Below are 24,314 nucleotides of genomic sequence, written 5' to 3'. Positions count from 1 at the left end.
AATGGGGGCCGGGCATGCCGGCTAGCGGAGGGGGCGGACTTCGACCTTGCGGCCCTTGGCCTGGCACTGCGCCAGCAGCCGGTCGACCCAGGCGCGTTCGACGAGGAAGCTGCTGCCGGTGATTTCCTGCGCCGTTTCACGGACGTCGGTGGCGAGGTGGATGGTCTTGGCTTCAGACAAGGCATCGCCATCCCATTGCGCTTCATCCGGCGACGGTTTGGCGGTGAAGCGGCGCTGCCCCAGGTTGGCGATCTGGCCACCTTCGAGCCAGACCATCCAGACCGACGATCGCGCAGGGACTGCGCTGCGGTTGTGCTGTTGCACGAAGCAAAAGCGCTGGAGGGCTGCAGGCTTTCCGGGGCCAGTCGATGCCTGGCGGCTCTTCAAATGGATACGCAGGGCGGCTGGAGAAGGAACCAGGGATTGCGCCGGACGCGAGAAATCGGAGGCCCGCCCGCTTTCAGGCGCTGCCAGCAAAGGCAGGGCCGATCCCGCCAGGGTGGCCAGCAGACACCTTGCGAGCAGGCGACGGCCTTGCCTGACACGGCATGGCCCGGGAAAGCGGTTGCGTCCCATATGCGGCATGCGGCTATCGGGCAGGAGCCACTTTGATGGTGCGGCCCTTGGCCTTGCACTGCGCCAGCAGTCTGTTCACCCAGGCGCGTTCGACGAGGAAGCTGCTACCGTAGATTTCCTGGGCCGTTTCCCGCACGTCGGTCGCGAGCTTGATGGATTTCATTCTTGCCAGGCTTTCACCATCCGCTTTGGCGTCTTCTTTCGTCAGCGTTTTGGGCGAATAGAGATGCCAGCCCATATTGACGATCTCGCCGCCATTGAGCCAGACCATCCACACGTTCGGTTCGGGATCGGACGGATGGTCGGGACGCTGCTGCACGAAGCAAAAGGTATTGCTCTGGCGGGCTCTTTGGGTTTCCCAGACTTCATCCTTGAACTTCAGGTATTGCCGCAGCGCAGTCATGGACGCGACTCTTTCCTGCGCAGGCCGAGAGTAGTCGGCAGCCGTCGGCTGGGTTTGCTGGCTGCTGATTTCAGCCGGCGATGCTGGTGGCTGCGATGATTCGGAGGCTTGGGCACCCATCAAGCAGGCGCTCACTGCAATGGCAATGGCAAGGCTGGCCATTGGGAAATGGCGATACGGTTTTAACGTGCTTGATCCAGTATGGGTTGGTGACATGGAGTGGCCTCCTTGGTTTTCGATGTTTTTGGGGATCAGTCGCGTTTGCGCAGCCGGGCATGTGTGTAGAACATATTTCTAGCCAGCGCGGCGTGCTGAATGAAGTCGGCACCGGGAGAGCTGGATTTCGCAGTTCTCCAGGCGAACAGGCCTGTGGGGGTTGGGTCTGGCGGCACCGCGCCGGTGGCAACGTCCAGGGCCGCCTGCACAAAGTCCAGATAGGCCTTGCGTTTGGGATGCAGGCCGTTGTTGGCGTTGTCCACATAGTCGCGGAGGTTCTTGGCAATGTCGGGACCCAGCTTCGGATAGACGTTGAAGCCATGGAATTGGACCGATCCCCGGTCATCCGCCATGACGATGTCCTCGACGCTGGTGGCACCGCGGGCCATGAAGTCTTCAGGCTTTCCGCTTTTCAAGCGGTTCTCGATGACTCGGCGCATCCATTGCATTCCGGTTTTCACGTTGTCGAGATTCCAGGCCAGTGAGGTGTCGCCCGGCGAGACGCTTTCCGCCAGGAACAGCCTTGCCAGCATCCCCTCCGTCGTGCTCTCCGCAGGCAGCGAAATGCTTTTCTCCACCTGCACGGTGATGGCTGCGGGCATGACGCTGAGCCCGGTTCCCTGCACGGCCACGATGCTGAGCTTGGTGAGCCCGGGCTGCTGGGCCACGAAGTCGAATTGCCAGCTGTCGGCGCGGGCGTTGTGTACGGGGGGTTGGGCCGCAAGAATGCTGGGCGCATCGATCCTGGCGCCCAGCTTGTAGGTCTTTGCGACGGCCTCGATCTTGACGCGCAGGCGGTTGCCTTCGACCAGCGTCAGCGTGGAAGGGACCGGGGCGTTGTGCGGGAACTTGATCTGTACGGTGGGCATGTGTGCGAGCAGGGAAGTGGTGATTCAGTGGTTCGGTGATTCAGTGGTTCGGTGATTCAGTGGTTCGAGGGCTGGGGCCCGGGCGCCGGCCGCGCACGGGCTGGCGGCGCTGGCGCAGCCAGGCTTCGGGGTCCAGGCGGAAGTCGCGCGCGTCCTGGGCGGGCTCGGCGTGGGTGAGCCAGGTGGTCCAGCCCAGCTGGGTGCTGCTGCCCAGCCGGGCTGCAGGTACTTCCTGGCGGCGCAGCACCAGCACGTAGTCCCAGGCGAATTCGATGCCCAGGTAGTTGCGAACCCAGTCCACCAGGGTCTGGAACAGTGCGGCCTGGGGCAGCAGCTGCCGGTATTGCTCCAGACCCAGCGGGCCGAGCACCAGGCGGAACTTGCTTTGCGCATCGGGCACGCGCGAGCCCACGACGGCGTCCACGCCCAGACGCGAGTTGCAGGGGCGGCCCTGCAGCCGGGTCTGCTGCTCGGGCTCCAGCTCCAGGTGGTGCAGGCAGTTTTCTTCCAGCTTCACCGGAATCTGGAAGTAGTGCGACAGGGCCTGGCACAGTCCTTCGGGGTTGCGCGTCCAGCGGGTCAGATGGCCGGCCATGAAGCGCTTGGCGTGGTCTGGCACGTCGTCGCGCGCGCGCTGGCTGGGCAGGCCGGCGCCTATGAAACTGTCTATGTAGCGGCCAAAGGGGTCTTCGCCCGGGCGGTCCAGCGATGCGGTGGGCTGTGCGTCCGACCAGGCGCGGAACAGCAGCAGCAGCATGCGGTGGTGAAAGATGTCGGAAAAGCGTGCCAGCGTGGCGTCGTCATGCTGGCGCAGGCGCTCGCGCACGTATTCGGTGATGTGCGTGGGCAGCGGGCCGTTGGGGCCGTAGAGGCCGAAGTTCCAGACCGTCATGCGCTCGGGCTCGCCGGCGCGCGAGGGCAGGATTTCGGCAATGGTGGCGGGGGCGAAGGCCAGCGACGGGTCCTGGCCCAGGCGCAGCGGCTCGTCCTTGGGGCGCGTGGCCTGGCCCAGGCGCGGCAGCGCGGGATGGCGTGCCTGCAGGTAGCGCAGGCTGTGCATCAGGTCGAACTGGTAGGGCTTGGCGCTCAGGCGCTGCCAGAACAGGCGCGCCCGGGCGTCTTCGGGCCCGGTGGCCTGCACGGGCGCACGCGCGGGCGCCGGAGCCGGAGCCGGAGCCGCAGACTGGGGGTGTTCCGGTTCGGGCAGGGAGGCGTGGGCGGCGTTGCTCATATGCCGGGCCTTTGTCCGGGGCGCGGAGTCCAGCGCGCGACGGGACCGCGCTGGCGCGAGTGCAGCTGCAGCTCGGTGAAGCTGTTGACGCCCACATGGCGGGCGAAGAATCGCTCCAGCACATTGGACAGGGGCCAGGGGCTGACGCCAGCCATGGCCGGCTCGTCCACGCTCAGGTGTACGCCCACGCCGCGGCCGTAGACCAGCTGGCGGTGCTGGGGCAGGCGGCGCGTGATGGGTTCGATGCGCATGCCCTGGATGGCGGCGATCTGCCCGGCCAGCTGGTGGTTGCCCAGGTCCAGGTACAGGCGCAGCAGCTCCTGCAGCGTGGCCGCGCCTTCCTCGTCGGACAGATCGGTCATGGCCAGGTAGTTCAGGCTCAGGTGGGAGATCAATCGCCAGGTCAGGCCTCCGTCGGCCACGGCGGGGATGGGCGCGCTGGGGCCGGCGATGGCGCGGGCCCATTCCACGGGCGCCGATTCCTGCAGCGCAAAGTCGCCGCCCGGCTGGTTGACGCGCATGAGCAGGGGCAGGTCGCGGTTGGTGCACAGGGTGTGCATGGACAGCTGCTTGAGGTCGTCGGAGAACGGGGCCTCGCGCTGGTCCACCAGGGAGATGAAGACTTCCGAGCCCAGGTACTGCGTGCGCGGGCCGCTGCGCAGGCTGCGCTCGGAAAACAGCCGGGGCTCGCGCCGCGTGGTGAAGTAGGCCTGCTCGGTGGAGTGCAGGCCGTGCGTGGATGCGTACAGCGGCGCGAATTCGCGGTCCTGGGTCTTGCCTTCGTGGTGGCCGGTGACGGCCTGCACGCCGTAGACCTCGAAGTCCAGCGGCCGCGTGCGGTCGGGAATGACGTGGTACTCGTGCACGTTGGAGGCCACATGCAGGCGGTCCGCCGTGTACTCGAACAGGTTGATGGCCGGAATGCAGTGCATCAGCAGCTTGGCCGCGTCGATCTGCGGCTCCAGCGTGGGCGCGGCGCGGCGCAGCAGCACGGTGATGCCCACGCCGTCATGGGCAATGCGGCGCATGCTGCGCGACAGGCCGTTGATCGAGAAGAACCGCTGCCGTGCGGGAAACGCAAAGTACTCGTGCAGCAGACGGTGGCCCTGGAAGGCGCGGTGCGAATAGGGAATCAGCGCCTGCTCGCTGTCATGGCCTTCGGCGCGCAGTGCATCGGGCTGCAGCACGTCCCAGACCTGGCGCGGGTCCTGCGGGTGGTGGACAACGATGGCCAGCGTCTGCGTGTGGATGAGTTCCTGCAGGTGGGAGGCGACGACATCGCCCGCATGGATGTAGACCCACAGCTGGTCCATCGCCAGCTGCATGCACTGCGAGGCGTCCAGCGTGGCCAGCTGCAGGCGCAGGTGGCCGCCGGCCTCGCCCAGCTGGGGTACCAGGGCATGGGGCAGGTCCAGCGCCGGGCCGCCCAGGCGCGCCTGGCGTATCTCCAGCGGCCACAGCGTCAGCGGCCCGCCGGTGCGGAATTCGCAGATGGTCTGCTCTTCCTGTGACTTGTGGGTGCGCAGCACGCTGCCAGAGGGCAGGGTGAAGCCGTCCACGAGGTTGCCTTCCTTGGCGCTGGGCTTGAGCTGGACCACCACCATGGATGGCGTGGGCGCCAGGTAGTGGGGGCAGACCATCTCCATCATGCGCTGGGACAGGCGCGGAAACTCCGCATCCATCTTCAGCTGGATGCGCGCGCTCAGAAAGCTGAAGCCTTCCAGCAGGCGCTCCACATAGGGGTCGGCCACATCGGTGTCGTGCAGGGAAAGGCGGCCCGCCACCTTGGGGAAGGCGGCGGCGAACTCGGCGCCCAGCTCGCGCAGATAGGCCAGTTCGCGGTTGTAGTACTCGACGAGGCGGGGATTCATGGTGTGGGTGGCGGCGTCCGGGCTCAGGCCCTGAGGTTTTGCAGCGAGACCTGGCCGGTCTCCAGGTCCAGGCTGGTCTTGAGCAGCAGCTCCAGCGGATAGGGCATGGACCAGAACTGGCAGCGGATCTCGAACTGCAGCGTGTTGTGGTGGTTGAGCTGCTCGGTGGAGGCCAGCAGCGTCACGGCCAGCGTCTTGGGCAGGATGCGCGGCTCGAAGGCCAGGATGCTTTCGCGGATGCTGCGCTCCACATGGCTCCAGTCCAGCTCGGACAGCAGCTGGCCGGCCAGCGGCGGCATGCCGTAGTTGATGACCGAGCGCTGCACATGCTCCAGCCCCTCCATCTCCACGTGGTCCCAGGCATCGCGCGCATTGAGCAGCCAGCCCAGGTCGCGCAGCAGGGCCTCGCGCAGGCGGGATTCGTTCACGAAGACCGCGTCGGGCCGCTCGGTGCGCAGATGGGGCTCATGGTCGGTCAGCCGGTCCAGCAGGGCGGGCTGCAGCCGGTCCTTGGCTGCGGTCGCCTGGTTCTGGCGCGTGCGCAGCGTGGGCATGGGGTTGAGGGGACTGGGGCGCATGGCTTGTTTCTTCAGGAACCGGCCGGCCGGGCAGCCGCCAGGGGGGTCACGGGCTCCTTCGCCTTCAAAGCCGGGTCTTGGCGGCAGGCGGAAAGAGGGCGCGAACGGGCAGAGAAGATCTGAACGATCTGCTCCTTGTCATCGGTGGACACCTTCATGCAGGCGCAGCCATAGCCGTGGCTGCCATGGCCGGTACGCACCCAGTCACGGTCTGCAAAGCGGGGCCAGTCGCCCTGGGCCTGGTGGCCGCCCTGCACGCCAACGGTCCAGTCGGTATCGCGATCGGTCAGCGAGGCATTGGCGGGCGTGGGGTTGTCGAACCAGCCGCAGCGCTGGGCATTGGCCGGGCCGTGGCTGGAGGCCGATGCAGGCCACGGGCCCAGACACAGCAAGGCAGCCAGCAGCAAGAACGGGCAGCGCAGGGCTTGCGTGGATGCGGGGGCGACTGTTCCGTGCATGGCCTGCTCCGTCATCGCGTGGCGGTTTCCAGCGCCAGCTGGCGCACCTGCAGCATGGGAAAGTCCTCGGAGTCGGTGACCCAGGTGCGCTGGCCGTGGCCGGCCACGTGGCCCGAGGATTCGTCAGGATCGGAGGAGCCTGTGTCCAGCGGGCTCCACTGCGTGCGGCGCGACATGCGGACGGCGTCGTCATCGCCGGGCGCCAGCGGATAGCGCGCGGGCATGAAGCCCTGCAGCGCGCCGCCCTCGCGCAGCGTGACCTCGCAGGGCAGCCAGATCAGGTCGCGCAGGTCCTGCACGGGCTCGAAGCCGATCTGTGCAATGGCGTCGAAGGGCAGCCAGTAGTAGCTGCCGTGCGCCAGCAGCTCGCAGACGGGGCCCAGGCGGGTATCGCTGTCGGCCAGCCATTCGAAGCGGTGCTCGCCCATGTGGCCTGCGGTGGCGGGCGCCTCGTCCAGGGCGCGGGCGCGCAGGTCCTGGGCGGCCGCTCCTTCATGGGCTAGGGCGTCGATCAGGCAGGCCAGCCATTGCGCGGGCTCGCCCATGAGAAAGGGCTTTTTCTTGCCGGCGAAGACCTCGGCGCGCAGCACTTCGCAGCGGATGGCCTCGCGGTAGGCGCGCGCCATGGGCTCGCACGACGGGTCGAGCTGGGCGCACAGCTGCAGCTGCTCCAGTGCCTTTTGCCATTCGCCCAGCACGCACAGCAGCTGGAAGTAGTAGACGCGCAGTGGCACCGAGGCCGGGGCCTGGCGGATCTGGTCCTTCAGGGCCTTGAGTTGCTCGTCCAGGGAAAGCTGTGAGGTGAAACTGGGCAGGGGCATGGTGAAAACGCAGGAAAAGGAGAGGGGCGGGGTGCGGCTGCGCCCCGGTCAGTCGTCGTAGGAGCGGCAGCCCCAGCGCATGGCGTCGGGCGCCTCGCCGGCCACATGGCCGATGACGATGCGCGGTGGCGTCTCGTCCAGGCCCTTTCTGAGCGGCATGGCGCGCGTGTACTGGGCGGGCAGCTCGCCAAAGCCTTCAAGATCCCAGCGGCTGCGCGCCTGCGGCCGGGCCTTGGTGCGCTGGACCAGCGCCTGCAGGCTGCCCGTGGCGCGCGCCGCGACAATGCTGCCGCTGCCGCCGCGCACGGTGATGGAGGACACCTGCGTGCCATCGATCTCCAGCGGCGTGGCAAACAGGTAGAGCAGGTCCAGGCTTTCGCCGGGCGCGCGGTCCACCACGGTCACGCCCTGCGCGCGCAGGCGCTGGGCCAGCGCTTCGTCGCGGCCATCGGGAAACTCGATGCGGCAATGCAGGGCGTCGGTGAACAGGGTGGTGATGTCCGCTGCCGTGGCGGGGGCGGCCTGCACCGTGGCGCAGGCCGTGCCGGCCAGCAGCAGGGTGAAGAAAGCTTTGGAACAGGCGTTCATGGCGTGGCTCAATGGGCGCATCAGGCGCTTCAGGGATGGCGGTAGATCTTGAAAGCGGGCTTGTGGGTGCGGTAGCCGGGCCCTGCCCAGAAACCGTTCTGCTTGAAGTCCGAGATCCAGACGCTTCCGTCGAACATCTGCATGTGGCCGGCGGGCGATGAGGTGAAGCCCTCCATCACCGCCACATCGCCTTTCTTGTAGCCACCTTCTGGCATGGCGTCGTAGCGTGTGAAGCCGGCGGCCACCAGGCTGGTGCCGTAGTCCTTGGCATCGCGCGTGCGCTGCAGTGCGATGCCGCCAGCGCCGATCGCATCGCGCACATAGCGCGCGCAGTAGCCGGCCGAACTGGCGCGGGCATTGGTCTGCAGGGTGGCGACGGCGTTGTCTACATTCCAGGGCATATGAAAATATCCTTTTGATTTCTCTTGATTCTTGATTTGGAGATATTGCTGAAAAGCCTTGTTGGTGACACGCGTTTCACCATGAAAATTTCAGAGGAACCGGCAGGCGCATGCGGTGCACATCCGAAAGAACCATGAAGTCCCCACCATGGCCGTTCTTATCCCTCCATTCCAGGAAATGCTTGTTCTGTACTATGTATTTGCGCCTTTGCGCCTCGTCTGGAGGTACGTTTGCCGTCTCCTGGCCTATGTTGACGCCAGGACGTGCGCCACCCCAGCAATCCACACCCTGGAAACCCCAGCAGCCCAGAGGCTGCGAAACGAATGAGTCACTGTCATTGAAGTCATAGCAATCACGAAGGTAGAACCCAAGTTCATCAATTTCCACGGACATCTTGCCCGGCTCCTCTGTGGTGACCAAGCCAGATACAGCCAGGTTGAGTTGAGACTCGCCCATGGCACCGTAGAAATCGTCCATAGGATCCAGCATCTTGCCAAATACCAGGAAATTCACCTGGCAGGTGTCTTCGAGGATTTTTGCGGGATTGTTCAGGTTGCCAAAGCGCCAAATATTTTGTCCTGAATGTGCAGTTTCCTGGTTTTTAATTCGACGTTTCAGCTGCTCAATCCCGGCATGGCTGTTCCATTTGTTCTTTAAAGTTTCTTGGGCATTTTTTACTCGCTCGAATCCTAATGCCCATTTCATGGTGACACTGGTTTCATCCAGATGAACTGATGGCAATTGACTCAGGCGATAGGGATCCAGGCTTCTCTTTGCCAATGTCGGCATTTTGTAGGCCGCCCCATTGAACCATCGTTCCATTAGTTTTGCTGCCACAGGCCACCCCATGCGTGTACGCATCACGGCCGGTATATCCCGAATTTTGAATACCGGAGTCTGGTATTTTGGTGCGTTCAATGATTCCAAGTGACTTTGTAAGTCACGCTGAAATGATTCGGTATCTATCGAAAGAATGCTCCCCATGTTATCCCTTTAATTTTTGAGAAATATAAAATATCTCAGGTTAGGTTTGCTATTTTTGCGAAAGATGGCAGTTTCAAGGCATTATTTGTTTTTCGGTCAATGGAGGACAGTCCGTGCATTCAGGTGGAATACCTTCAAAAACCACATCTCTGCCAACCTGAATGGTACTGATGGGAGGATTGAGGTACCAATATAACTGTCCGTTGATCCATAGATCAACCACTTTGCTCTCTTCCATCAATGTCTCAGGATTGATTCGATACAGTCGAACGAATCCAGGTAGTTTCATATCCATGTGGAAAAGTCGTTGCAAAGGAGATGCATCGTAGTACTCCAGTCGATAGACTTGCCGCGGACTAATGGATGTTCCAATCAATTTTGGGGTCAGACCATATGGAACCCACAATGCCAGACTCACGGCAATCACCGCAAAAAATGCCCAGACCAAATATTTCAGCAATCTTTTCATGATTTTCTTAGGGCATGGAATGGCTTCTGGCGTACAACAAAATGCATCTTTCCTGTAATCAGGTACCGCTGACGCCGACCCGCCGCAGCCGGCCGGCGACATCGTCTTACTTCGCGCCCTGCTTGACCGAAGGCAGCTTGGACACCAGGCGCAGCGACACGGTCAGGCCTTCCAGCTGGTAGTGGGGGCGCAGGAAGAACTTGGAGGTGTAGTAGCCGGGGTTGCCCTCGACTTCCTGCACCTGCACCTCGGCGGCGGCCAGGGGCTTGCGGGCCTTGGTCTCCTGCGAGGAGTTGGCCGGGTCGCCGTCCACGTAGTTCATGATCCAGTCGTTGAGCCAGCGCTCCATGTCGGTGCGCTCGCGGAAGGAGCCGATCTTGTCGCGCACGATGCACTTGAGGTAGTGCGCGAAGCGGCAGCAGGCGAACATGTAGGGCAGGCGCGCCGACAGGTTGGCATTGGCCGTGGCGTCGGAGTCGTAGTACTCGGCGGGCTTGGCCAGCGACTGGGCGCCGATGAAGGCGGCCACGTCCGAGTTCTTGCGGTGCACCAGGGGCATGAAGCCGTTCTTGGCGAGCTCGGCCTCGCGGCGGTCGCTGATGGCGATTTCCGTGGGGCACTTCATGTCCACGCCGCCATCGTCGGTGGGGAAGGTGTGCGCCGGCAGGTTGTCCACCGCGCCGCCCGATTCCACGCCGCGGATGGAGGTGCACCAGCCGTAGTACTTGAACGAGCGGTTGATGTTGACCGCCATGGCGTAGGCCGAGTTGGCCCAGCAGTACTTGCCGTGGTCGCCGCTGTCGGTTTCTTCCTCGAAGTCGAATTCATCGACTGGGTTGGTGCGCGCGCCGTAGGGCAGGCGTGCCAGGAAGCGGGGCATGGCCAGGCCGATGTACTTGGCGTCGTCGGACTCGCGCAGGCTGCGCCAGGCGGCGTACTCGGTGTTGGTGAAGATCTTGGTCAGGTCGCGCGGGTTGGCCAGCTCCTGCCAGGATTCCATCTGCATGATGGCAGGCGCCGCGCCCGAGATGAAGGGGCAGTGGGCCGCGGCGGCCACCTTGGCCATTTCACCGAGCAGCTCCACGTCCGGCGGGCTGTGGTCGAAGTGGTAGTCGCCCACCAGGCAGCCGAAGGGCTCGCCGCCGAACTGGCCGTACTCCTCTTCGTACACCTTCTTGAAGACGGGGCTCTGGTCCCAGCCCACGCCCTTGAAGCGGCGCATGTTGCGGTGCAGCTCCTTCTTGGAGATGTTCATGACGCGGATCTTGAGCATCTCGTCCACCTCGGTGTTGGTCACCAGGTGGTGCAGGCCGCGCCAGGCGCCTTCGAGCTTCTGGTAGTCGTCGTGGTGGATGATGCGGTTGATCTGCTCGGACAGCTTGCGGTCGATCTCGGCAATGATGGCCTGCACCGTCTGGTAGGCATCGTTGGACAGCGTGATCGCCGAGCCCAGGGCCTGCTGGGCCAGCGTCTGCACGGCCGCTTCCACGGCTTCGCGGGCCTGGTCGGTCTTGGGCTTGAATTCCTTTTGCAGCAGGCTGCCGAATTCGCTGCCGGCCAGCGCCTGGGTCGATTGTTCGAGTTGGGTTGCGGTATTCATGACGTGCTTGCCTTCCTGATGTGCTGCCTCAAGCCTCGGATGCAGGGCCCGAGGCCTGCGGGGCAGTGATGTTGGGCGCGGCGGCCAGCGACTTGAGCAGCGCAGGGTCCTTGAGCACCTTGCCGATCAGCTCCTCGGCGCCCTGCTTGCCGTCCATGTAGGACAGCAGGTTGTGCAGCTGGGTGCGTGCCTCCAGCAGCGAGTTGAGCGCGCCCACGCGCCGCGCGATGGCGGCGGGGGAGAAGTCCTCCATGCTCTCGAAGCTCAGGTCGATGTTGAGCTTGCCCTCGCCCGTCAGCGTGTTGTCCACCTGGAAGGCGACGCGGGGCTTGATGGACTTCATGCGCGCATCGAAGTTGTCGATGTCGATTTCCAGGAACTTGCGGTCGGCGATTTCGGGCAGCGGATCGACGGGCTTGCCCGACAGATCGGCCAGCACACCCATCACGAAGGGGATCTGCACCTTCTTTTCCGAGCCGTAGATCTCGACGTCGTACTCGATCTGCACGCGCGGCGCACGGTTGCGCGCGATGAATTTCTGACCACTCTTGCCGGTTTTGGTGAGCGACATGCGGGTGTTCCTTTCAAGAAAAAAATGGGTCGCAGAAGTAAAAAGCCTGGAGTCCCGCCTTGCGGCGGACCGAAGGGCTGAGGGCGCAAGAGGCCGTGTGGAAACAGGTGGTTGGGGTGGGTGTCATGGGGCAGCCAGCTCCTTGAAAGCGAAGTCCGAGTCCAGCAGGTCCGTGCATTCCTCGCAGTAGAGGTAGGCGATGGAGCGCTTGTTCTCCGCCGTCCCCCAGCCCGTGCCGCCGTCGATGGTCAGGTTGACCTGGCGGCCTCCCTTGAAGCGCACGACGGCACTGGCACTGCAGCTACCGGTTTCATAGGCATGCGCGTAATTGAACTGGCTGCTGGGCCTGGCGTGGCGCAGGAAGTAGCGCGCGCGCTTTTCGTCAATGCGCAGTGAATTGCAATGGATGCTGGGGTCTTCGCTTTTGGCGGTGCCGTCGCGGATCGTGATGCGCTCGATGGCGTTTGCAGGCCGTGCACCGGCATCTGCGAAGGCTGGCGCCGAGAGACCCACGCCCAGGGCCATGAAACAGCATTTGGCCTTCATGTCTGCTGCTCCTGCAGGTGGGCGCCCGTGATCACTTCCACCTGGGCCAGGCTGTCGGGGGACAGTTCGCGCAGGATGTCCATGAAGCCCATGCGCATGAAGCGGGCGGCGCGGCGGATGAGCAGGGGGGCGGGGTTGGAGGGCTCGGTGCGCTCCACGAAGGCGGCGATTTCCAGCAACTGGGCAATCGCCTGTTCGCGGTTGCGCGCCGGGGCGGGTGCCGAACCTGACGCGGGGTGGGCCACCGTGCCGCCCTCTGTGTCGCCCTCTGCACCGGTTCGTGCGGCCGGATCGGTTTCAGCGTCCGTGTCGGCATCGCCTGTGGACTGGGGCTGCCATTGCTTGAGGGCCAGCAGCAGCTGGCGCAGGCCGTCGAGCTCGGGCTGCTGGTGGCTGGGCAGGTGCTGTTCGCAGCAGGCGCGGATCCGGTCGAGTTCCTGCAGCGCAGGGGTGACGGCCAGCAGGGTTTCGTGGCCCTCGGCATGCGCGCGTGCCGAGGCCATGCGCAATTCGTCGGTGGTCAGGTGCGGCAGGTCCTCGGGCACGTTGCCCTTGGCCATCAGTTCGGCGTCGCGCACGCTGATCTGGCCCAGCGCGCCGCGCAGGAAGTCGGCGTTGCGCAGGTCACGCACAAAGCCTGTCACATCGGACAGGGTGCCCAGGGCGTTCATGCGCATGAAGTAGTCGTCGCCATCCTCGGGCAGGGGGTGGACATGCTCCCAGTGGCGCTCCAGCAGGGCGCCGCACAGCTGCAGGCCCTGCAGCGTGCCGGGCAGGCCGTGCAGGATGGTCCAGGCACGGCACAGTAGCACGGCCACGCGCAGGTCCTTGGTGCGCTGCATCAGGGCCGAGGCCTGGCGCTCCACGTCGCGCCAATCCGGTGGCTCGGCGGGGATGACGGTGTCGCCGAACTGCTGTTCTACCTTGCCCTGGGCAGCGCTTTCCATGGCCTGGAAATCGTTGTCATAGGTAAGGTCCGGGCCGCAGGGCGGCTCGGCGGCGGTCTCGGTCAGCAGGTCCTGGATATTGGCCATGGGCGGGTCGGTGTTGCTTGGGTACGGTATTGGCTGGACGGTGCGATCTGGACGAACTCAGGCGCCCTTGAACAGCCGGGTGAACAGGCGGCGGTGCAGCACTTCGTGCTGGACCACTTCGTCAGGGGCGTGGCGCGGCGTGGCCGAGATCCACCAGACGGAGGTGGTGGAGCCCGGGCGCATGCAGGCGCGCCAGTCCATGCGTGGCAGGCGCGCGGCGTTGCCCTGCGAGGCGCCCATGTCAAGGTCCGCCAGCAGGCTGTGGATGGAGGCGCTGCCCGGCGTGCGGCCGTCCTGCTGGAACGGCCATTGCAGGGTGGCCAGCCGCTCGTCGAGCTGCTGGGCCGACAGGGGCAGGCGCCGCGCGTCGATGAGCGCATCACGGGCGCCGCTCAGAAAGCGTTCGATGTCCTGGTCGGACGCCGGCATGCCGGAGCTGCCGTCCACCGTGGCCATGATGGCCAGTGGAAAGAGCCGGCCGATGCGGTCGGAGCTGGGCCCGATCACGCCCACCATGGGCTGGCCCAGGATGGAGGCGGGGCACAGGAAGAACCACAGGGGCGAGTGCACGAAGCGCGTGGACCAGTTGTCGGCCGCATCGCTGCGCAGCTGGTCCATGCCGTTGCGCAGCCACTCGTCCCAGCGCATGGTCAGTGCGTGGGGCATGCGCCGGCCGACGAAATCGCCCTGGCTTGGCAGCTTGCCCCACCAGGCGGCGCAGGGTCGCTGGAGGGTCATGGCGTTCACAGCCGGTCCGGACATTCGAATTCCTCCATGGCCTTGAGCCGGAATGGGTTGAGGACGCTGCTGGTGGTGACTTCCATGCGCAGCTTGCGTCCGTCGATGGTGAAGATGGCCGTGAAACGCTCGGGCGAGTTGCCCGGCAGGATCTGGGCACGGTCGAACAGGCGGTGCAGCGCCCAGGGGCCTTCGGTCACGATGCCGGTGTTCTGGGCGCCGGCGGCCGTGATCTGCAGCCGGGCCTGGCCGGTGCCGCGCGTGCCCGGCCAGGAGACGGCCTTGGGGATTTGCGGGCCGTGCTGGTAGCGCACGATTTCGCCGTCCACGTCCAGCACCATCTGGGAGATGGAGGCGTCCATGTCCAGCGGCTTGATCTCCAGCCGGATGCCGGGCGTGTTGCCGCCTGCGCGGAAGAACACGTCGCGGATGGAGGCCGCGCGCTGGAAGGCGGCCAGCGAGGCAGAGCCCCCCACCGGCGTGCCGTCCACACCCTGCTTGAAGGTCCAGGGCACGGTGGAGATGTCCACCATGGTCTGCAGCTGGGTGCGGAAGAACTCGTCCATGGTGCCGCCGGTGGCGAACAGGCGGGCGAAGTCGTCCGTGGTCACGTCGCGCGTGGCGCTGCGCGTGAAGGGGTAGCGGCCCAGGATGGCCCGGCGGCAGAAGTCGCCGATGGTGGCGTTGAGGTTGCCGCCCAGCGTGCTGCGCACGCTGCTTCCCACGAAGGACGAGGTGGACGTGGCCAGGGCCTCGTACATGCTGTTGAGCGGAGGCGGCACGCGCTTGGCTTCCGAGCGCACCTTCTCCAGCGTGCCGCTCAGCGAGGGAGGCACGCCGCCGCCCTGGATCACCTGCTGGCGCGCCGAGGCGATGACGGCCGCCGCCTCGTTGAGCACCTGCAGGCTGGCGGTGATGGGCGCCGGGCCCGAGCCGTTGCTGGTGGCAAGGCGCCGGTATTCGCGGAAGCGGAAGTCCACGATGTCGGCCTCCAGCGTGCCGGTGGCCAGCATGCCGCCCACGTTCAGCGGCTTGCCGGTCAGGCGGCTGAGCTGGTGCTGTTCCTCGCGGATGCGCTGCAGCTTCTCGCCCAGCCAGCTGCTGGTGCTGCCCGAGCCGCCGCCTTCCTGCTGGTCCGGGCGGCGGGCCAGCGTGGTCTCGCGTGCCACGGCGCGGATGAACTGCTCCAGGCTGGAGTTGGCGGACGAGTACAGGCGGGCCTGCTCGCCGGCCTGCTCCAGCGAGGCCGTGCGTATGGGTCGGATGTCGGCCAGGAAGGTTTCCCACAGGCGCGCGTACTCCATGAGGTACAGGCGCTTGACCTCGTTGGCCAGCTGGCCCGTGAGCACTTCCTGGGCCACGCTGCGCCGGCCTTCGGCCTGGCCCAGCACCCAGGTTTCCTCCTTGGCCAGCAAGGTGGTGACCTTGGGCAGCTCGTGCAGGAAGAGGCCGTGGTAGCCGTCATAGGTGAACAGGCCGCTGATGCCCTGGGTGAGCGGCTTGCCGCTGGCACGCGCAAAGACCTGGGGCGCCTCGGGCCCGCTGGCACGCACCACGCTGAAGTCGGGCGGCAGCTTGTCGCCGGTGTTCAGCAGCTGCTTGAGGCGGCTGTAGGCGCGCTGGGCGGGCGACATCTGGGCCAGGCGCTGGCGCACTTCGGCGACCAGGTTGGCGTCGATGGGCTGGGCGGAGACCACCACGCGGCCGTCGATGAGGCGGTCCAGGTGCTCGGACAGCTGGTCCACCAGGCCAGCCTGCACCAGATGCTGGGGCAGGGTGTTTTCCCAGTCGCTGCGCAGCCAGGCCTTGACGAAGGTGGCGTCGAAGTGGTCGGGCTCGTAGAGCATGAGATAGGCCTTGAGCGTTTCGTAGCTGGCCTCGGGGCTGCCGGTGCTGACCTGGCGCAGCGAGCGCGCGACATGGCTGCTCAGGCGCGGCAGCCAGGCATCTTCCAGCAGGCGCAGGTAGGTGGCGTGGGCGGCCGTCTGCACCTTGGGCACCTGCAGCAGGCCCCAGCGCCAGCCCAGCGGGGCCGATTCCTCGAAGCGGCTGCTCTGCGCCACGCGCGCCGCGTGATTGAGCATGGGCACCAGGGCGACCACGTTGTCGGGATCGGTGGCCTTGGATTCCTCCACGGCCTGGCGCAGCGTGCCGGCGTTGTCGGCCACTTCGTTCAGGTAGCGCTGGTTGTTCTCGTAGCTCAGCGTCCAGGCCAGGGCCGCGCCGCCCAGGGCCAGCAGCAGCGCGCACAGGCCGGCGGCCTGCATCAGGCGCAGCTGGCGCTCTTTCTTGGCGTTGCGCCCGGTCAGGCCGGACTCGTTGAACATCACGTCCTTGAACAGCGACTCCAGGAAGTAGCTGCGGCCCTGCTGCGGCACGGCATCGGCCGGCAGGCGGCCACGCAGCGCAAAGCGGCGCGACAGGGCCGACATCACGCGGTCGAAGGGCATGCCCTCCTGCGTGCCGCTGGTGAAGTAGACGCCGCGCAGCAACGGTTTTTCCTTGAAGCGCGAGGCGGAGAACGCCGCATCCAGCGTGTCGCGCACCACGTCCTTGAGGCCGGCAAACTGCTGGGGCAGTGCGTAGAGCAGGCTGCGGCGCGCAAGGTCGGGCTCGGTCATCAGCCGCTGGGGCAGCAGGCGGTTGATCTGGGCGACCAGTGCGTCGAACTCCTCCATGTACAGGGCGCTGGCGGCCTGCGGGTCGCTGGCGGGCGAGCGCTGGGTCTTTTCGTCATAGGGATAGGTGAAGCCCCAGACCTGGGCGCGCTCCTCGCGGCTCATGGCCCCGAAGAACTCGTTGAAGCCCGCCAGCAGGTCGCTCTTGGTGACCAGCACGTAGACGGGGAAGCGGATGGTCAGCTCCTCGCACAGCTCGCTCAGGCGCAGGCCGATCAGCTGGGCCAGCTGGGCGCGCTCGGCGTCGCTGGCACTGAGCAGTTCCTGCACGCTGAGCGTGACGATCACGCCGTTGACGGGCTGGCGTCCGCGAAAGCGCTTGAGCAGCTGCATGAAGCCCTTCCAGGCTGCCTTGTCCTGCTCCGCATCGCTTTCCTGGGTGGTGTAGCGGCCGGCCGTGTCCAGCAGCACGGCCTGGTCGGTGAACCACCAGTCGCAGTTGCGCGTGCCGCCTATGCCGGGGATGGCGCGCTTGCCGAACTGGGCCGCCAGCGGGAAGTCCAGCCCCGAGTTGATCAGGGCCGTGGTCTTGCCCGAGCCCGGCGAGCCGATGATCAGGTACCAGGGCAGCTGGTAGATGTAGCGCTTGTTCCAGCGGCCGAACAGGCCGCCTTCGGTCTGGCCGAAGCGGGTCTTGCTCAGCGTGTCCAGGGCTTCCTTGAAGCGCGACTCCAGCTCGGCCACTTCCTCGGAGCCTGCTGCGGGCGTGCCGTCCGCCTCGCGCGGCGAGGTCAAGCGGGCCAGGCCGGTCATGAGGTGCTCGTTCATGCGCTGTGCGCGCCACCAGCGCAGCAGCAGGCGCAGGAACCAGAGGATGAACAGGCCGGCGATGATCCACCAGCGCACGGTGGGGCTGCCCAGCGGCTGGTAGGGCTGGATGAAGACGAGCGGGCCGACGAACCAGATGAGCAGGCTCAGGGCCACCAGGCCCAGAAGCTCCAGCATGTAGCGGTTGAACAGCCATGAGGCGATGCGACGGATCATGGGATCAGTTCCTGGTCTCGGGTGCGGCAGGCAGGGCCTGCAGTTGCTGGTCACGTTGCTGGGGCGCGACCAGCAGGACGATTTCCACCCGCCGGTTCAGCGCCCGGCCTTCTGCCGTGTTGTTGGGGGCGACGGGGTCGCTGTCGGCACGGCCCTCGGCATGCAGGCGCTGGCGGTCGCGCAGCGAGCCGCCCAGCATCTGGGACACGGCCTGGGCACGTTCCTGCGACAGGTTCCAGTTGGACGGGAAGCGCGCCGTGCGTATGGGCAGGTTGTCGGTGTAGCCGTTGACGACGACCTTGCCCGGCACTTCGTCCAGGGCCGCTGCCACGCGGTGGATGACCTGCACGTAGCGGGGCTTCACGACGGTGGCGGCCGGGTCGAACAGGCCGTCGCCGCGCAGGATCACGGTGCTGCGGTCGGCCTCGTCGCGCACGCTGACCAGGCCTTCGCGGATCTCGGGCTCCAGGAACTGGCGCAGCCGCGGCTTGAGCGTGGCGACGGTGGCGGCCGCCGAGGTGCGCGGGAAGCGGATCTCGTTGATGGCGGCGAACAGGTCGTCCGAACTGTTGGACAGCCGGTAGCTGAACCACAGGTAGATGAAGAACGCCAGCAGCAAGGTGATTGCAGCCGCCACCCACAGCGGCACCATGGCCCAGGGCGGCGAGGCCAGGCGCTGCACGCCACGCCAGTGCACGGACAGCAGGCTGCTGCGGTCGCCGCGCGTCGATTCGATGAGCTGCAGCAGGCGCGCCTTCAGCGTCTCCAGCTGGGCGCGGCCGTTGTCGATCACGCGGTAGCGGCCTTCAAAGCCCAGCATCACGCAGTAGTACAGCAGCTCGATCAGGTCGATGTGCTGGTGCGGCGTCTGCACCAGGCGGGCCAGCAGCTGAAAGAACTTCTCGCCGCCCCAGGTTTCGTTGTGCAGGGCGACCAGCAGGCTGTGCTTGGGCCAGACGCCGGCACTGCCCCAGGGCGTCTGGGCGGCGGTTTCGTCCAGCACCGTGCAGATGCAGTAGCGTGCACCGATGATGGTTTCCATGGGCACGCCGCTGGCGCCTGCGCGCTGCTCGAATTCGCGGATGTGCTCGAGCAGCAGTTGTTGCAGCGCGCGCGGGTCCTCGTTGGTGACCATGGCGCGGATCTGGGGGATGAGGTTCAGCAGCCGGTTGGCGGCGGCCACCAGCGGGTTGCCGCCGCTGACCACGTCGGGCAGGTTGGAGCGCAGCGGCTCCTGGCCGGCAGGCGCGGGCGCGGCGCTGGCCGCGCCTTCGGCACGGCCCGTGTCGGCGTCGCCGCCCCAGGGCATTTGGTGGCTGATGTTGGAACTGTTCATGTCGGAAGATGCGTCGCGCCGTCAGCGGCGGATGGCCCAGAACTCCAGTTGCAGGTCGGGGAATTCGCCGGAGACGTGCATGGCAAGGCCGCCGGAGCTTTGCAGCTGGTTCCACAGGTCGTGCGTGGTGTCCACCTCGAAATAGTTGTAGCCCGCGTGGTAGGGAATCTCGCGCGGGGCAATGGGCAGGGGCCGCAGCGTGACGCCGGGCAGGTGCAGATTCACCAGGTCGCGTATGCGCTCCACCGGGCCCAGCTTGGTCTGGGTGGGGAAGTGGGTGCGCAGGAATTCCGGCGTGGTCTGGGCATGGGCGGCCAGCACGAAGTCGCAGGTGGTGAGCAGTTCGGTGGACGGGATCAGCGCCACGCGCACGCCGTACTGGCGGTCGTGCAGCGGGATCTGGATGGCGTTTTGCTCCAGCACCGAGGACAGGCTGCGCCGCAGCTCCAGCATCAGCGGCGGGAAGCTGCGCCGCAGGTCGTCATGGTCGTAGGCGGGCAGCACCTCGGGGCGGCGGCGCTCGTGGTCGAAGGTGGTCAGCTCGGCGGCCAGGCGCAGCAGTTCCTCGAACAGGCGCTCGGGGTGGATGCTGGCGGTGCGCACCCAGTGCTGGGCTGCGCCCGTCCAGTGGTTGATGAGCTGCAGCAGCAGGAAGTCGCCGACCTCGCCGATGCCGCCGCGCTCGGGCTGGATCATGCGCTGGGCCAGCACTTCGCCGCGCTGGCGCAGCAGGCCGTGGATTTCCTTGCAGAAGGTGTTGAGCACCGAGCTGGGCCCGTTGTTGACCACGGTGGGGATGAAGCCGGGCTCCAGCAGCACGCCGCCGCTGGCCTGGCGCTCCACCACATGGGCCACGGGCAGGCTGACCCAGCCTTCGGTCAGTTCGTGGGCGGGGCGCAGGCTCAGGCGCAGCCGGCCCAGCTGCACCTCGGCGGGCTGGGCACCCACGTCGTTGCTGTCCGCCACTTCGGTCACGTCGCTGAGATAGCGCGCAGGGCTCTGGGAGCCTTCGCCAAAGGTCACTTCGCTGCCAGAGAAGCGGCGCAGCGGCAGCGCCAGGTGGACCACCACGTCCTTGAAGTCCTTGCCGATGTCCAGCGGGGTGGGCGCCTCGTCGTCGCCCGGCAGCTGGAACGGCGTGCCGTCGGGCAGCACGCCGTGGGCCGAACGAATGCCCAGCTTGCCCATGCGCAGCAGATCGGTGTCCAGCTCCAGTTCCGAGAAGCCCCAGAAAAAGGGCTGCCCCGGCAGGCTGCGTGACTGCAGTTGCCGGAACAGGAAGCGCTCCTGCTGCTGGAAGTGCTGGGGCCGAAGGAACATGCCCTCGGCCCAGATGACTTTGCGTTGCCAGACCATGGTGGATAGATGTGCGTTTATTGGGATGCGGGTTGAATGCGGACGGTGACCTCTTCGCGGGTCAGGTGCACCTGGTAGCGCACGGGCTGCAGCTTTTCGGTGGAGCCCATGCCCCACCAGCGCCGGCGCAGCTCCACGGAGTTGGGCGCGACGGCCGAGGCGCGCCAGGTGCTGCGCTCCAGATCGCGGTAGGCGGCGAACAGGCCGAAGGCGCGCACATCTGGGTTGCCCTTGCGCTCAATCACCTGGCGCTGGCCGGGCGCGACCAGGAATTCCTCGCGCCGCACGAAGTCGCTGCCCAGCTGGCCGTCGTCCTTGTCCTGCAGGTCGAAGAAGCCGGCGCGGTCGAAGGCGGCGGAGGCGCGCAGCTCGTAGATGCGCAGCAGCACGGGCTTGGGAATGCCTTCACGGTCCGGGTTGATGTCCATGTCCGCCACCACTTCGAATATGGCGGTGGGCACGGCTGTGGGCGCCACTTCGGGCGCGCGGCTCAGGGGGTTGAGGGAGCCGCAGCCGGCCAGGCCGGTCACCACGGCCGTGCCCAGGCCCAAGGCGCCCAGCGTTTGCAGCGCCTGCCGGCGCCCCTGCGATCCCTGCGGTTCCTGTGATCTCCACATGGCTTCTCCTGTCTCGATGTCAGTCATTGGTTTCACGCGGGCAGATCCACACCGTCAGCGCGCTGAGGTTGTCCTGGTGCGGATTGCCGCTGGATACGACGCGGCCGACCATGCGCTGTATCCATTCGTCGGGGCGCTGGCTGGCGGTCAGCAACTGCTCCATTTCCGACTCGTGCATGCCTTCCCACAGGCCGTCCGAGCACAGCAGGAAGACATCGCCGGCCTCCAGGGCCACGGCGTTGGCGCGGATGCTGGGCGGCACCTGGCCCTCGGCGCCAATGGCGCCTGCCAGCACGTTGCGGTTGGGCAGGCGGCGCGGGTCGTTCTCTTCGTACAGGCCGGCGTGCAGCAGCTGCTGCACCAGGCTGTGGTCTTCGGTGCGCAGGTGCATGCGGCCCGCGCGGAACCAGTACAGGCGCGAGTCGCCCCAGTGCGCCCACAAGGCCCGGCCCTGCTCGGGATCGATGCACAGCACCACCACGGTGGCGCTCATGTGCATGCGCGAGGCCGAGGTGGACTGCTGGCCGCTGACGCGGTGCTCCGCCTGCGAAATCAGGGAGGCCAGACTGGCGGGGGCGAACAGCGGGTTCTCCCGGAAGCCTTCCAGCACGGCCTGGACCGTGAGCTGGGCGGCGAGCTCGCCGTGCCCGTGTCCGCCAGCGCCATCGGCCAGGGTGCAGCACAGGCCGCCGGCGCCCAGGTCCATCAGGCCCATGGCGTCTTCGTTGCTGGAACGCCTGCCGCTGTGGGAGGCGCTGGCCACCTGGATGCTGTAGCGGTGGTCGGCTCCGTCGAGGTAGGCGATCACGGCTGGCCTTTCACGGACTGCTCGGCGTTTTCGTAGGCCTCGACGAAGGTGCGGCCAGAAAAGGCCATCAGGTCGTCCTCGGCATGGCGGCGCAGCACGTCGAAGTTGTGCTTGTAGTCGTCCCACAGGGCGGCCTTGCGGCCATTGGTCAGCAGCTTGTCCAGCAGGCCGGGGTTGGTTTCTGTTCGGCGCTCCAGCTCGGTCGGATCGAACCGGGTCAGGGCCTCGGCATAGGCGGCGCGGATGCCGGCCATCAGGGCCAGCTGGTGCACATGCAGGTCCTGGAAGGCGTCCTGCATGGCAGGCAGCGGCTTCATGAAGCCCGGGAAGGTCTGGTGGACCATCTGCATGAGCACGCCCTCGGAATTGGGCAGGAACTTGAGCGGGTTGTTGGCGCCCGTGGCAATGATGGTCACGCCGGCGCGGAACTCGCGCTTGATCTCGGAGCGCGCGGCCAGCAGGTCGATGGTTCCCTGCACGGCAATGCGCAGGGCTTCGCCGAAAGTGCGCATGAATTCCGGTGTGACCTCGAAATGGGTCTTGGCCGGGTTCAGGCCTGCGCCCTCCATGAAGGCGGCGGCCAGTGCCTGCAGATCGGCGTTGGCGGCCGGCTGGGGCTGCACGGGAATATCGACAGGCGCGGCTGTGGAGGGCAGGGCGCCGATGGGGATGGCGGCGTCGCCCTGGCCGAGGATGCTGGAGGTCGCGGGGATATTGACGTTGATGCCTGCGTCAAGGGGGGGAGCCGAGGCAGCGGCAACGGTAGCCCTGGCGACGGGCGCAGCATGGGCAAGACCGGACTTGAAGAGGTCCAGATCCAGTCCATTGGTGGGCAGCAGACCGTCCAGCGCGGCCGGCTCGGCGGGGATCTGGGGCACGGGCGCCGGGGCAGGCGCGGCAACCGGGATGTCCTGTGCCTGTGCCCGTGCCTCTACCTGTGCAGGAAGCTGCTCCTGCACTGCAGGAATCACGGTATCGATCACGGGCGGGAGTGCGGGCTGGGCCGGTGCTGCCGCCTCCTGCGGTGGCACCGGCTCTGCGGGCTGTGCATGCGACTGCATGCGCGGCAGATTGAAGGCCTGGCCCAGTTCGGAGCCCCGGCCCGAGGCCTGCTGCAGCGGCTGCGCATCGGGGGGCAGTCCACCCTGGTCGAACAGCGCAAGCGGGTCGAGCTTTTGGGATTGCTCGAAGCACGAAGGCAGGCCGGTATGGGAGGCATCATGCAAGGCCTCGGTGCTCAGGCCCTTGAGCGGCAGGGTGTGTACCATGCCGTCATGGCGCTGCTGTATCAGCTCGCCCGTGCCTTGCGATGGCAGGCCGGCCCAGCCTTCCTCCTGCTGGCGAGCTTGCTGGGGCGGCGGAGCAAAGGGGTCGAAATCATTGGGGATCAGCAGGGGGCGATGCTGCGGCTTGGCGGGCTGCGGCATGGCCAGTGCAGCCTGCTCGGGCGGGATGGCGCTCTCGATCGAAGGCACGGCAGGGGTCTGGATGGCATCCAGGCTCAGTGCCGTCAGGCCTTCCCAGGGATCGGCGATGCCGGGGGCGGCGGCAGGCAATATGTCTGCCAGCGGCGTTGCTTCCTGCAGCGGGGGCTGGACGGCGACGGGAGGCGGGACGATCTGGGGCTGCGGGGCGGCTGTGGCGGGTGGGGCCGCTGCCTGCGTTGCTTGCGCGGCCTGCGCGTTTTGCATTGCAGCCGAAGGCGGTGCCTCGAAAGGCGTGCCCGGCGCCACGGCGGCCAGGGTGTAGGCGCCGATACGGATGCGCGCGCCCAGGGGCAGGCCCACTTCCTGGCCCGAACGCACGGGCTGCTCTGCCACCCAGATGGGATCACGCTCGCTCAGGTTCGCAACAAAGGCTCCCTCGGAATCCAGCCTGACCATGGCGTGCACGCGCGCGACGGAAGCGTCCGGGTCCGAGATGATGAGCTTGTTCTGGCCACTGCGTCCGATCGTGCCGCCGGCCATGCCGAATACGGCATGCCAGTGGCGATCGACCGGAACGCCATCGTGGTCCACGACCCTGAGTTCGATTTTGTCCATGGAGTCTTAGGCTAGGCAGTTTTCAGGAAGCGTCGGGATGCCTCAGGAGGCTTTGCGCGCGGGCGCAGGGCGCTTGTTGCGCAGCGCGGCACGGGCGTTGTTGAACTCCCGGCCCCAGATGGGATGGCCCTTTTCGGCCTCGGTCAGCTGGAAGGTGGGGTCCAGGGCCAAGGCCATGTCGAAGTGCTGGCGGCAGGGCTTGCGGCGGCCTTCCACGCAGTGGCTGAATGCGATGTACTTCAGCGCCTTGACCTGGCTGCTCATGGGCAGTTCCTGCGCGGTGGACAGGGGCGTCAGCGCCGTGATGGCGTCCTCATAGCGGCCGTCCACATACAGCTGGATGGCTTCGACCAGCTCCTGCTCCTTGATCACCACGGGGTCCACGGGCTTGACGGGCTCCGGAGGCTGGACCACGGTCGGGGCCGGCTCGGGCTCCACGGGCTTGGGCGCGGTTTCACACGCGGCCAGGCCGAAGGCAACGGCCAGGGCAAGGGTCAGGCGCTGGATGGAGTGAGGAATATTCAGGGTCATGGACATG

24 protein-coding genes are annotated in these 24,314 nt (G+C 66.4%); all 24 read right to left on the bottom strand.

What is annotated here, in order from left to right:
* Window positions 1-21: 21 nt before the first annotated feature.
* Window positions 22-576: a hypothetical protein gene (locus tag DACI_RS19400; RefSeq protein ID WP_225970962.1), complete on the bottom strand. Its 555-nt coding sequence runs from the start codon at window positions 574-576 to the stop codon at window positions 22-24.
* Window positions 577-589: 13 nt separating this feature from the next.
* Entirely contained in the window at window positions 590-1,195 is a 606-nt protein-coding gene (locus DACI_RS19395) for a hypothetical protein (RefSeq protein WP_012205687.1), read from the bottom strand.
* Window positions 1,196-1,230: 35 nt separating this feature from the next.
* Window positions 1,231-2,064 carry a hypothetical protein gene (locus DACI_RS19390; protein ID WP_012205686.1) on the bottom strand — a complete coding sequence of 278 codons (834 nt, stop codon included), beginning with the start codon at window positions 2,062-2,064 and terminating at the stop codon, window positions 1,231-1,233.
* A gap of 40 nt (window positions 2,065-2,104) precedes the next feature.
* A complete protein-coding gene (gene tssG, locus DACI_RS19385; RefSeq protein ID WP_043781993.1) occupies window positions 2,105-3,295 on the bottom strand; it encodes a type VI secretion system baseplate subunit TssG in 1,191 nt (396 codons plus the stop codon).
* Window positions 3,292-5,166, bottom strand: a complete 1,875-nt coding sequence (gene tssF / locus DACI_RS19380) for a type VI secretion system baseplate subunit TssF (RefSeq protein ID WP_012205684.1) — start codon at window positions 5,164-5,166, stop codon at window positions 3,292-3,294. Before tssF ends, tssG begins: the two co-directional genes overlap by 4 nt.
* 23 nt (window positions 5,167-5,189) lie before the next feature.
* Entirely contained in the window at window positions 5,190-5,744 is a 555-nt protein-coding gene (tssE, locus tag DACI_RS19375) for a type VI secretion system baseplate subunit TssE (RefSeq protein WP_012205683.1), read from the bottom strand.
* A gap of 11 nt (window positions 5,745-5,755) precedes the next feature.
* Window positions 5,756-6,202, bottom strand: a complete 447-nt coding sequence (locus DACI_RS19370; protein ID WP_012205682.1) for a DUF4087 domain-containing protein — start codon at window positions 6,200-6,202, stop codon at window positions 5,756-5,758.
* Window positions 6,203-6,213: 11 nt separating this feature from the next.
* Window positions 6,214-7,023, bottom strand: a complete 810-nt coding sequence (locus DACI_RS19365) for a type VI secretion system accessory protein TagJ (protein ID WP_012205681.1) — start codon at window positions 7,021-7,023, stop codon at window positions 6,214-6,216.
* Between the two features lie 48 nt (window positions 7,024-7,071).
* Window positions 7,072-7,611 (bottom strand): hypothetical protein, encoded by a 540-nt coding sequence (locus DACI_RS19360; RefSeq protein ID WP_043781990.1) that lies wholly within the window; start codon window positions 7,609-7,611, stop codon window positions 7,072-7,074.
* A gap of 29 nt (window positions 7,612-7,640) precedes the next feature.
* Window positions 7,641-8,012, bottom strand: a complete 372-nt coding sequence (locus DACI_RS19355; RefSeq protein WP_012205679.1) for a hypothetical protein — start codon at window positions 8,010-8,012, stop codon at window positions 7,641-7,643.
* A gap of 76 nt (window positions 8,013-8,088) precedes the next feature.
* Window positions 8,089-8,997 (bottom strand): DUF6402 family protein, encoded by a 909-nt coding sequence (locus DACI_RS19350; protein WP_012205678.1) that lies wholly within the window; start codon window positions 8,995-8,997, stop codon window positions 8,089-8,091.
* Between the two features lie 73 nt (window positions 8,998-9,070).
* The gene (locus tag DACI_RS31505) at window positions 9,071-9,466 is read right to left on the bottom strand and encodes a hypothetical protein (RefSeq protein WP_080518211.1); all 396 of its coding nucleotides are present in this window, start codon (window positions 9,464-9,466) and stop codon (window positions 9,071-9,073) included.
* A 106-nt stretch (window positions 9,467-9,572) separates the two neighbouring features.
* Window positions 9,573-11,066 (bottom strand): type VI secretion system contractile sheath large subunit, encoded by a 1,494-nt coding sequence (gene tssC / locus DACI_RS19345; protein WP_012205676.1) that lies wholly within the window; start codon window positions 11,064-11,066, stop codon window positions 9,573-9,575.
* 28 nt (window positions 11,067-11,094) lie between these two features.
* Window positions 11,095-11,637 carry a type VI secretion system contractile sheath small subunit gene (gene tssB, locus DACI_RS19340; RefSeq protein ID WP_012205675.1) on the bottom strand — a complete coding sequence of 181 codons (543 nt, stop codon included), beginning with the start codon at window positions 11,635-11,637 and terminating at the stop codon, window positions 11,095-11,097.
* 123 nt (window positions 11,638-11,760) lie between these two features.
* Window positions 11,761-12,183, bottom strand: a complete 423-nt coding sequence (locus DACI_RS19335; protein ID WP_012205674.1) for a hypothetical protein — start codon at window positions 12,181-12,183, stop codon at window positions 11,761-11,763.
* A complete protein-coding gene (tssA, locus tag DACI_RS19330) occupies window positions 12,180-13,217 on the bottom strand; it encodes a type VI secretion system protein TssA (protein WP_012205673.1) in 1,038 nt (345 codons plus the stop codon). The genes DACI_RS19335 and tssA overlap by 4 nt, the downstream gene beginning before the upstream one ends.
* A 57-nt stretch (window positions 13,218-13,274) precedes the next feature.
* A complete protein-coding gene (tagF, locus tag DACI_RS19325) occupies window positions 13,275-13,979 on the bottom strand; it encodes a type VI secretion system-associated protein TagF (RefSeq protein ID WP_012205672.1) in 705 nt (234 codons plus the stop codon).
* Window positions 13,961-17,617, bottom strand: a complete 3,657-nt coding sequence (gene tssM, locus DACI_RS19320) for a type VI secretion system membrane subunit TssM (RefSeq protein WP_012205671.1) — start codon at window positions 17,615-17,617, stop codon at window positions 13,961-13,963. The genes tagF and tssM overlap by 19 nt, the downstream gene beginning before the upstream one ends.
* A gap of 4 nt (window positions 17,618-17,621) precedes the next feature.
* Window positions 17,622-18,953: a DotU family type VI secretion system protein gene (locus DACI_RS19315; protein WP_012205670.1), complete on the bottom strand. Its 1,332-nt coding sequence runs from the start codon at window positions 18,951-18,953 to the stop codon at window positions 17,622-17,624.
* 21 nt (window positions 18,954-18,974) lie between these two features.
* Window positions 18,975-20,309: a type VI secretion system baseplate subunit TssK gene (gene tssK, locus DACI_RS19310; RefSeq protein ID WP_012205669.1), complete on the bottom strand. Its 1,335-nt coding sequence runs from the start codon at window positions 20,307-20,309 to the stop codon at window positions 18,975-18,977.
* 17 nt (window positions 20,310-20,326) lie between these two features.
* Window positions 20,327-20,926, bottom strand: coding sequence for a type VI secretion system lipoprotein TssJ (gene tssJ / locus DACI_RS19305; RefSeq protein ID WP_012205668.1), 600 nt, complete (start codon window positions 20,924-20,926; stop codon window positions 20,327-20,329).
* Between the two features lie 19 nt (window positions 20,927-20,945).
* Window positions 20,946-21,734: a PP2C family protein-serine/threonine phosphatase gene (locus DACI_RS19300; RefSeq protein ID WP_012205667.1), complete on the bottom strand. Its 789-nt coding sequence runs from the start codon at window positions 21,732-21,734 to the stop codon at window positions 20,946-20,948.
* Window positions 21,731-23,776 (bottom strand): type VI secretion system-associated FHA domain protein TagH, encoded by a 2,046-nt coding sequence (tagH, locus tag DACI_RS19295; protein WP_012205666.1) that lies wholly within the window; start codon window positions 23,774-23,776, stop codon window positions 21,731-21,733. Before tagH ends, DACI_RS19300 begins: the two co-directional genes overlap by 4 nt.
* Before the next feature lie 42 nt (window positions 23,777-23,818).
* Window positions 23,819-24,307 (bottom strand): TssQ family T6SS-associated lipoprotein, encoded by a 489-nt coding sequence (locus DACI_RS19290; RefSeq protein ID WP_224986306.1) that lies wholly within the window; start codon window positions 24,305-24,307, stop codon window positions 23,819-23,821.
* Window positions 24,308-24,314: the final 7 nt, after the last annotated feature.

The sequence above is a fragment of the Delftia acidovorans SPH-1 genome (assembly GCF_000018665.1).
GTDB classification, from domain to species: domain Bacteria; phylum Pseudomonadota; class Gammaproteobacteria; order Burkholderiales; family Burkholderiaceae_C; genus Comamonas; species Comamonas acidovorans.
The sequence above is the reverse complement of the archived record's forward strand: the minus strand, read 5'-3'. Positions and strand labels throughout refer to the sequence as shown.

What these genes read in the sequence shown, in the direction of transcription:
- tssM (WP_012205671.1), bottom strand. Translation starts at nt 17,617, where the DNA reads ATGATCCGTCGCATCGCCTCATGGCTGTTCAACCGCTACATGCTGGAG.
- DACI_RS19290 (WP_224986306.1), bottom strand. Translation starts at nt 24,307, where the DNA reads ATGACCCTGAATATTCCTCACTCCATCCAGCGCCTGACCCTTGCCCTG.
- DACI_RS19390 (WP_012205686.1), bottom strand. Translation starts at nt 2,064, where the DNA reads ATGCCCACCGTACAGATCAAGTTCCCGCACAACGCCCCGGTCCCTTCC.
- DACI_RS19360 (WP_043781990.1), bottom strand. Translation starts at nt 7,611, where the DNA reads ATGAACGCCTGTTCCAAAGCTTTCTTCACCCTGCTGCTGGCCGGCACG.
- tagH (WP_012205666.1), bottom strand. Translation starts at nt 23,776, where the DNA reads ATGGACAAAATCGAACTCAGGGTCGTGGACCACGATGGCGTTCCGGTC.
- DACI_RS19400 (WP_225970962.1), bottom strand. Translation starts at nt 576, where the DNA reads ATGGGACGCAACCGCTTTCCCGGGCCATGCCGTGTCAGGCAAGGCCGT.
- DACI_RS19315 (WP_012205670.1), bottom strand. Translation starts at nt 18,953, where the DNA reads ATGAACAGTTCCAACATCAGCCACCAAATGCCCTGGGGCGGCGACGCC.
- tssJ (WP_012205668.1), bottom strand. Translation starts at nt 20,926, where the DNA reads ATGTGGAGATCACAGGAACCGCAGGGATCGCAGGGGCGCCGGCAGGCG.
- tssK (WP_012205669.1), bottom strand. Translation starts at nt 20,309, where the DNA reads ATGGTCTGGCAACGCAAAGTCATCTGGGCCGAGGGCATGTTCCTTCGG.
- tssC (WP_012205676.1), bottom strand. Translation starts at nt 11,066, where the DNA reads ATGAATACCGCAACCCAACTCGAACAATCGACCCAGGCGCTGGCCGGC.
- DACI_RS19355 (WP_012205679.1), bottom strand. Translation starts at nt 8,012, where the DNA reads ATGCCCTGGAATGTAGACAACGCCGTCGCCACCCTGCAGACCAATGCC.
- tagF (WP_012205672.1), bottom strand. Translation starts at nt 13,979, where the DNA reads ATGTCCGGACCGGCTGTGAACGCCATGACCCTCCAGCGACCCTGCGCC.
- tssE (WP_012205683.1), bottom strand. Translation starts at nt 5,744, where the DNA reads ATGCGCCCCAGTCCCCTCAACCCCATGCCCACGCTGCGCACGCGCCAG.
- DACI_RS19335 (WP_012205674.1), bottom strand. Translation starts at nt 12,183, where the DNA reads ATGAAGGCCAAATGCTGTTTCATGGCCCTGGGCGTGGGTCTCTCGGCG.
- tssB (WP_012205675.1), bottom strand. Translation starts at nt 11,637, where the DNA reads ATGTCGCTCACCAAAACCGGCAAGAGTGGTCAGAAATTCATCGCGCGC.
- DACI_RS19395 (WP_012205687.1), bottom strand. Translation starts at nt 1,195, where the DNA reads ATGTCACCAACCCATACTGGATCAAGCACGTTAAAACCGTATCGCCAT.
- tssF (WP_012205684.1), bottom strand. Translation starts at nt 5,166, where the DNA reads ATGAATCCCCGCCTCGTCGAGTACTACAACCGCGAACTGGCCTATCTG.
- DACI_RS31505 (WP_080518211.1), bottom strand. Translation starts at nt 9,466, where the DNA reads ATGAAAAGATTGCTGAAATATTTGGTCTGGGCATTTTTTGCGGTGATT.
- DACI_RS19365 (WP_012205681.1), bottom strand. Translation starts at nt 7,023, where the DNA reads ATGCCCCTGCCCAGTTTCACCTCACAGCTTTCCCTGGACGAGCAACTC.
- tssG (WP_043781993.1), bottom strand. Translation starts at nt 3,295, where the DNA reads ATGAGCAACGCCGCCCACGCCTCCCTGCCCGAACCGGAACACCCCCAG.
- DACI_RS19370 (WP_012205682.1), bottom strand. Translation starts at nt 6,202, where the DNA reads ATGCACGGAACAGTCGCCCCCGCATCCACGCAAGCCCTGCGCTGCCCG.
- DACI_RS19350 (WP_012205678.1), bottom strand. Translation starts at nt 8,997, where the DNA reads ATGGGGAGCATTCTTTCGATAGATACCGAATCATTTCAGCGTGACTTA.
- tssA (WP_012205673.1), bottom strand. Translation starts at nt 13,217, where the DNA reads ATGGCCAATATCCAGGACCTGCTGACCGAGACCGCCGCCGAGCCGCCC.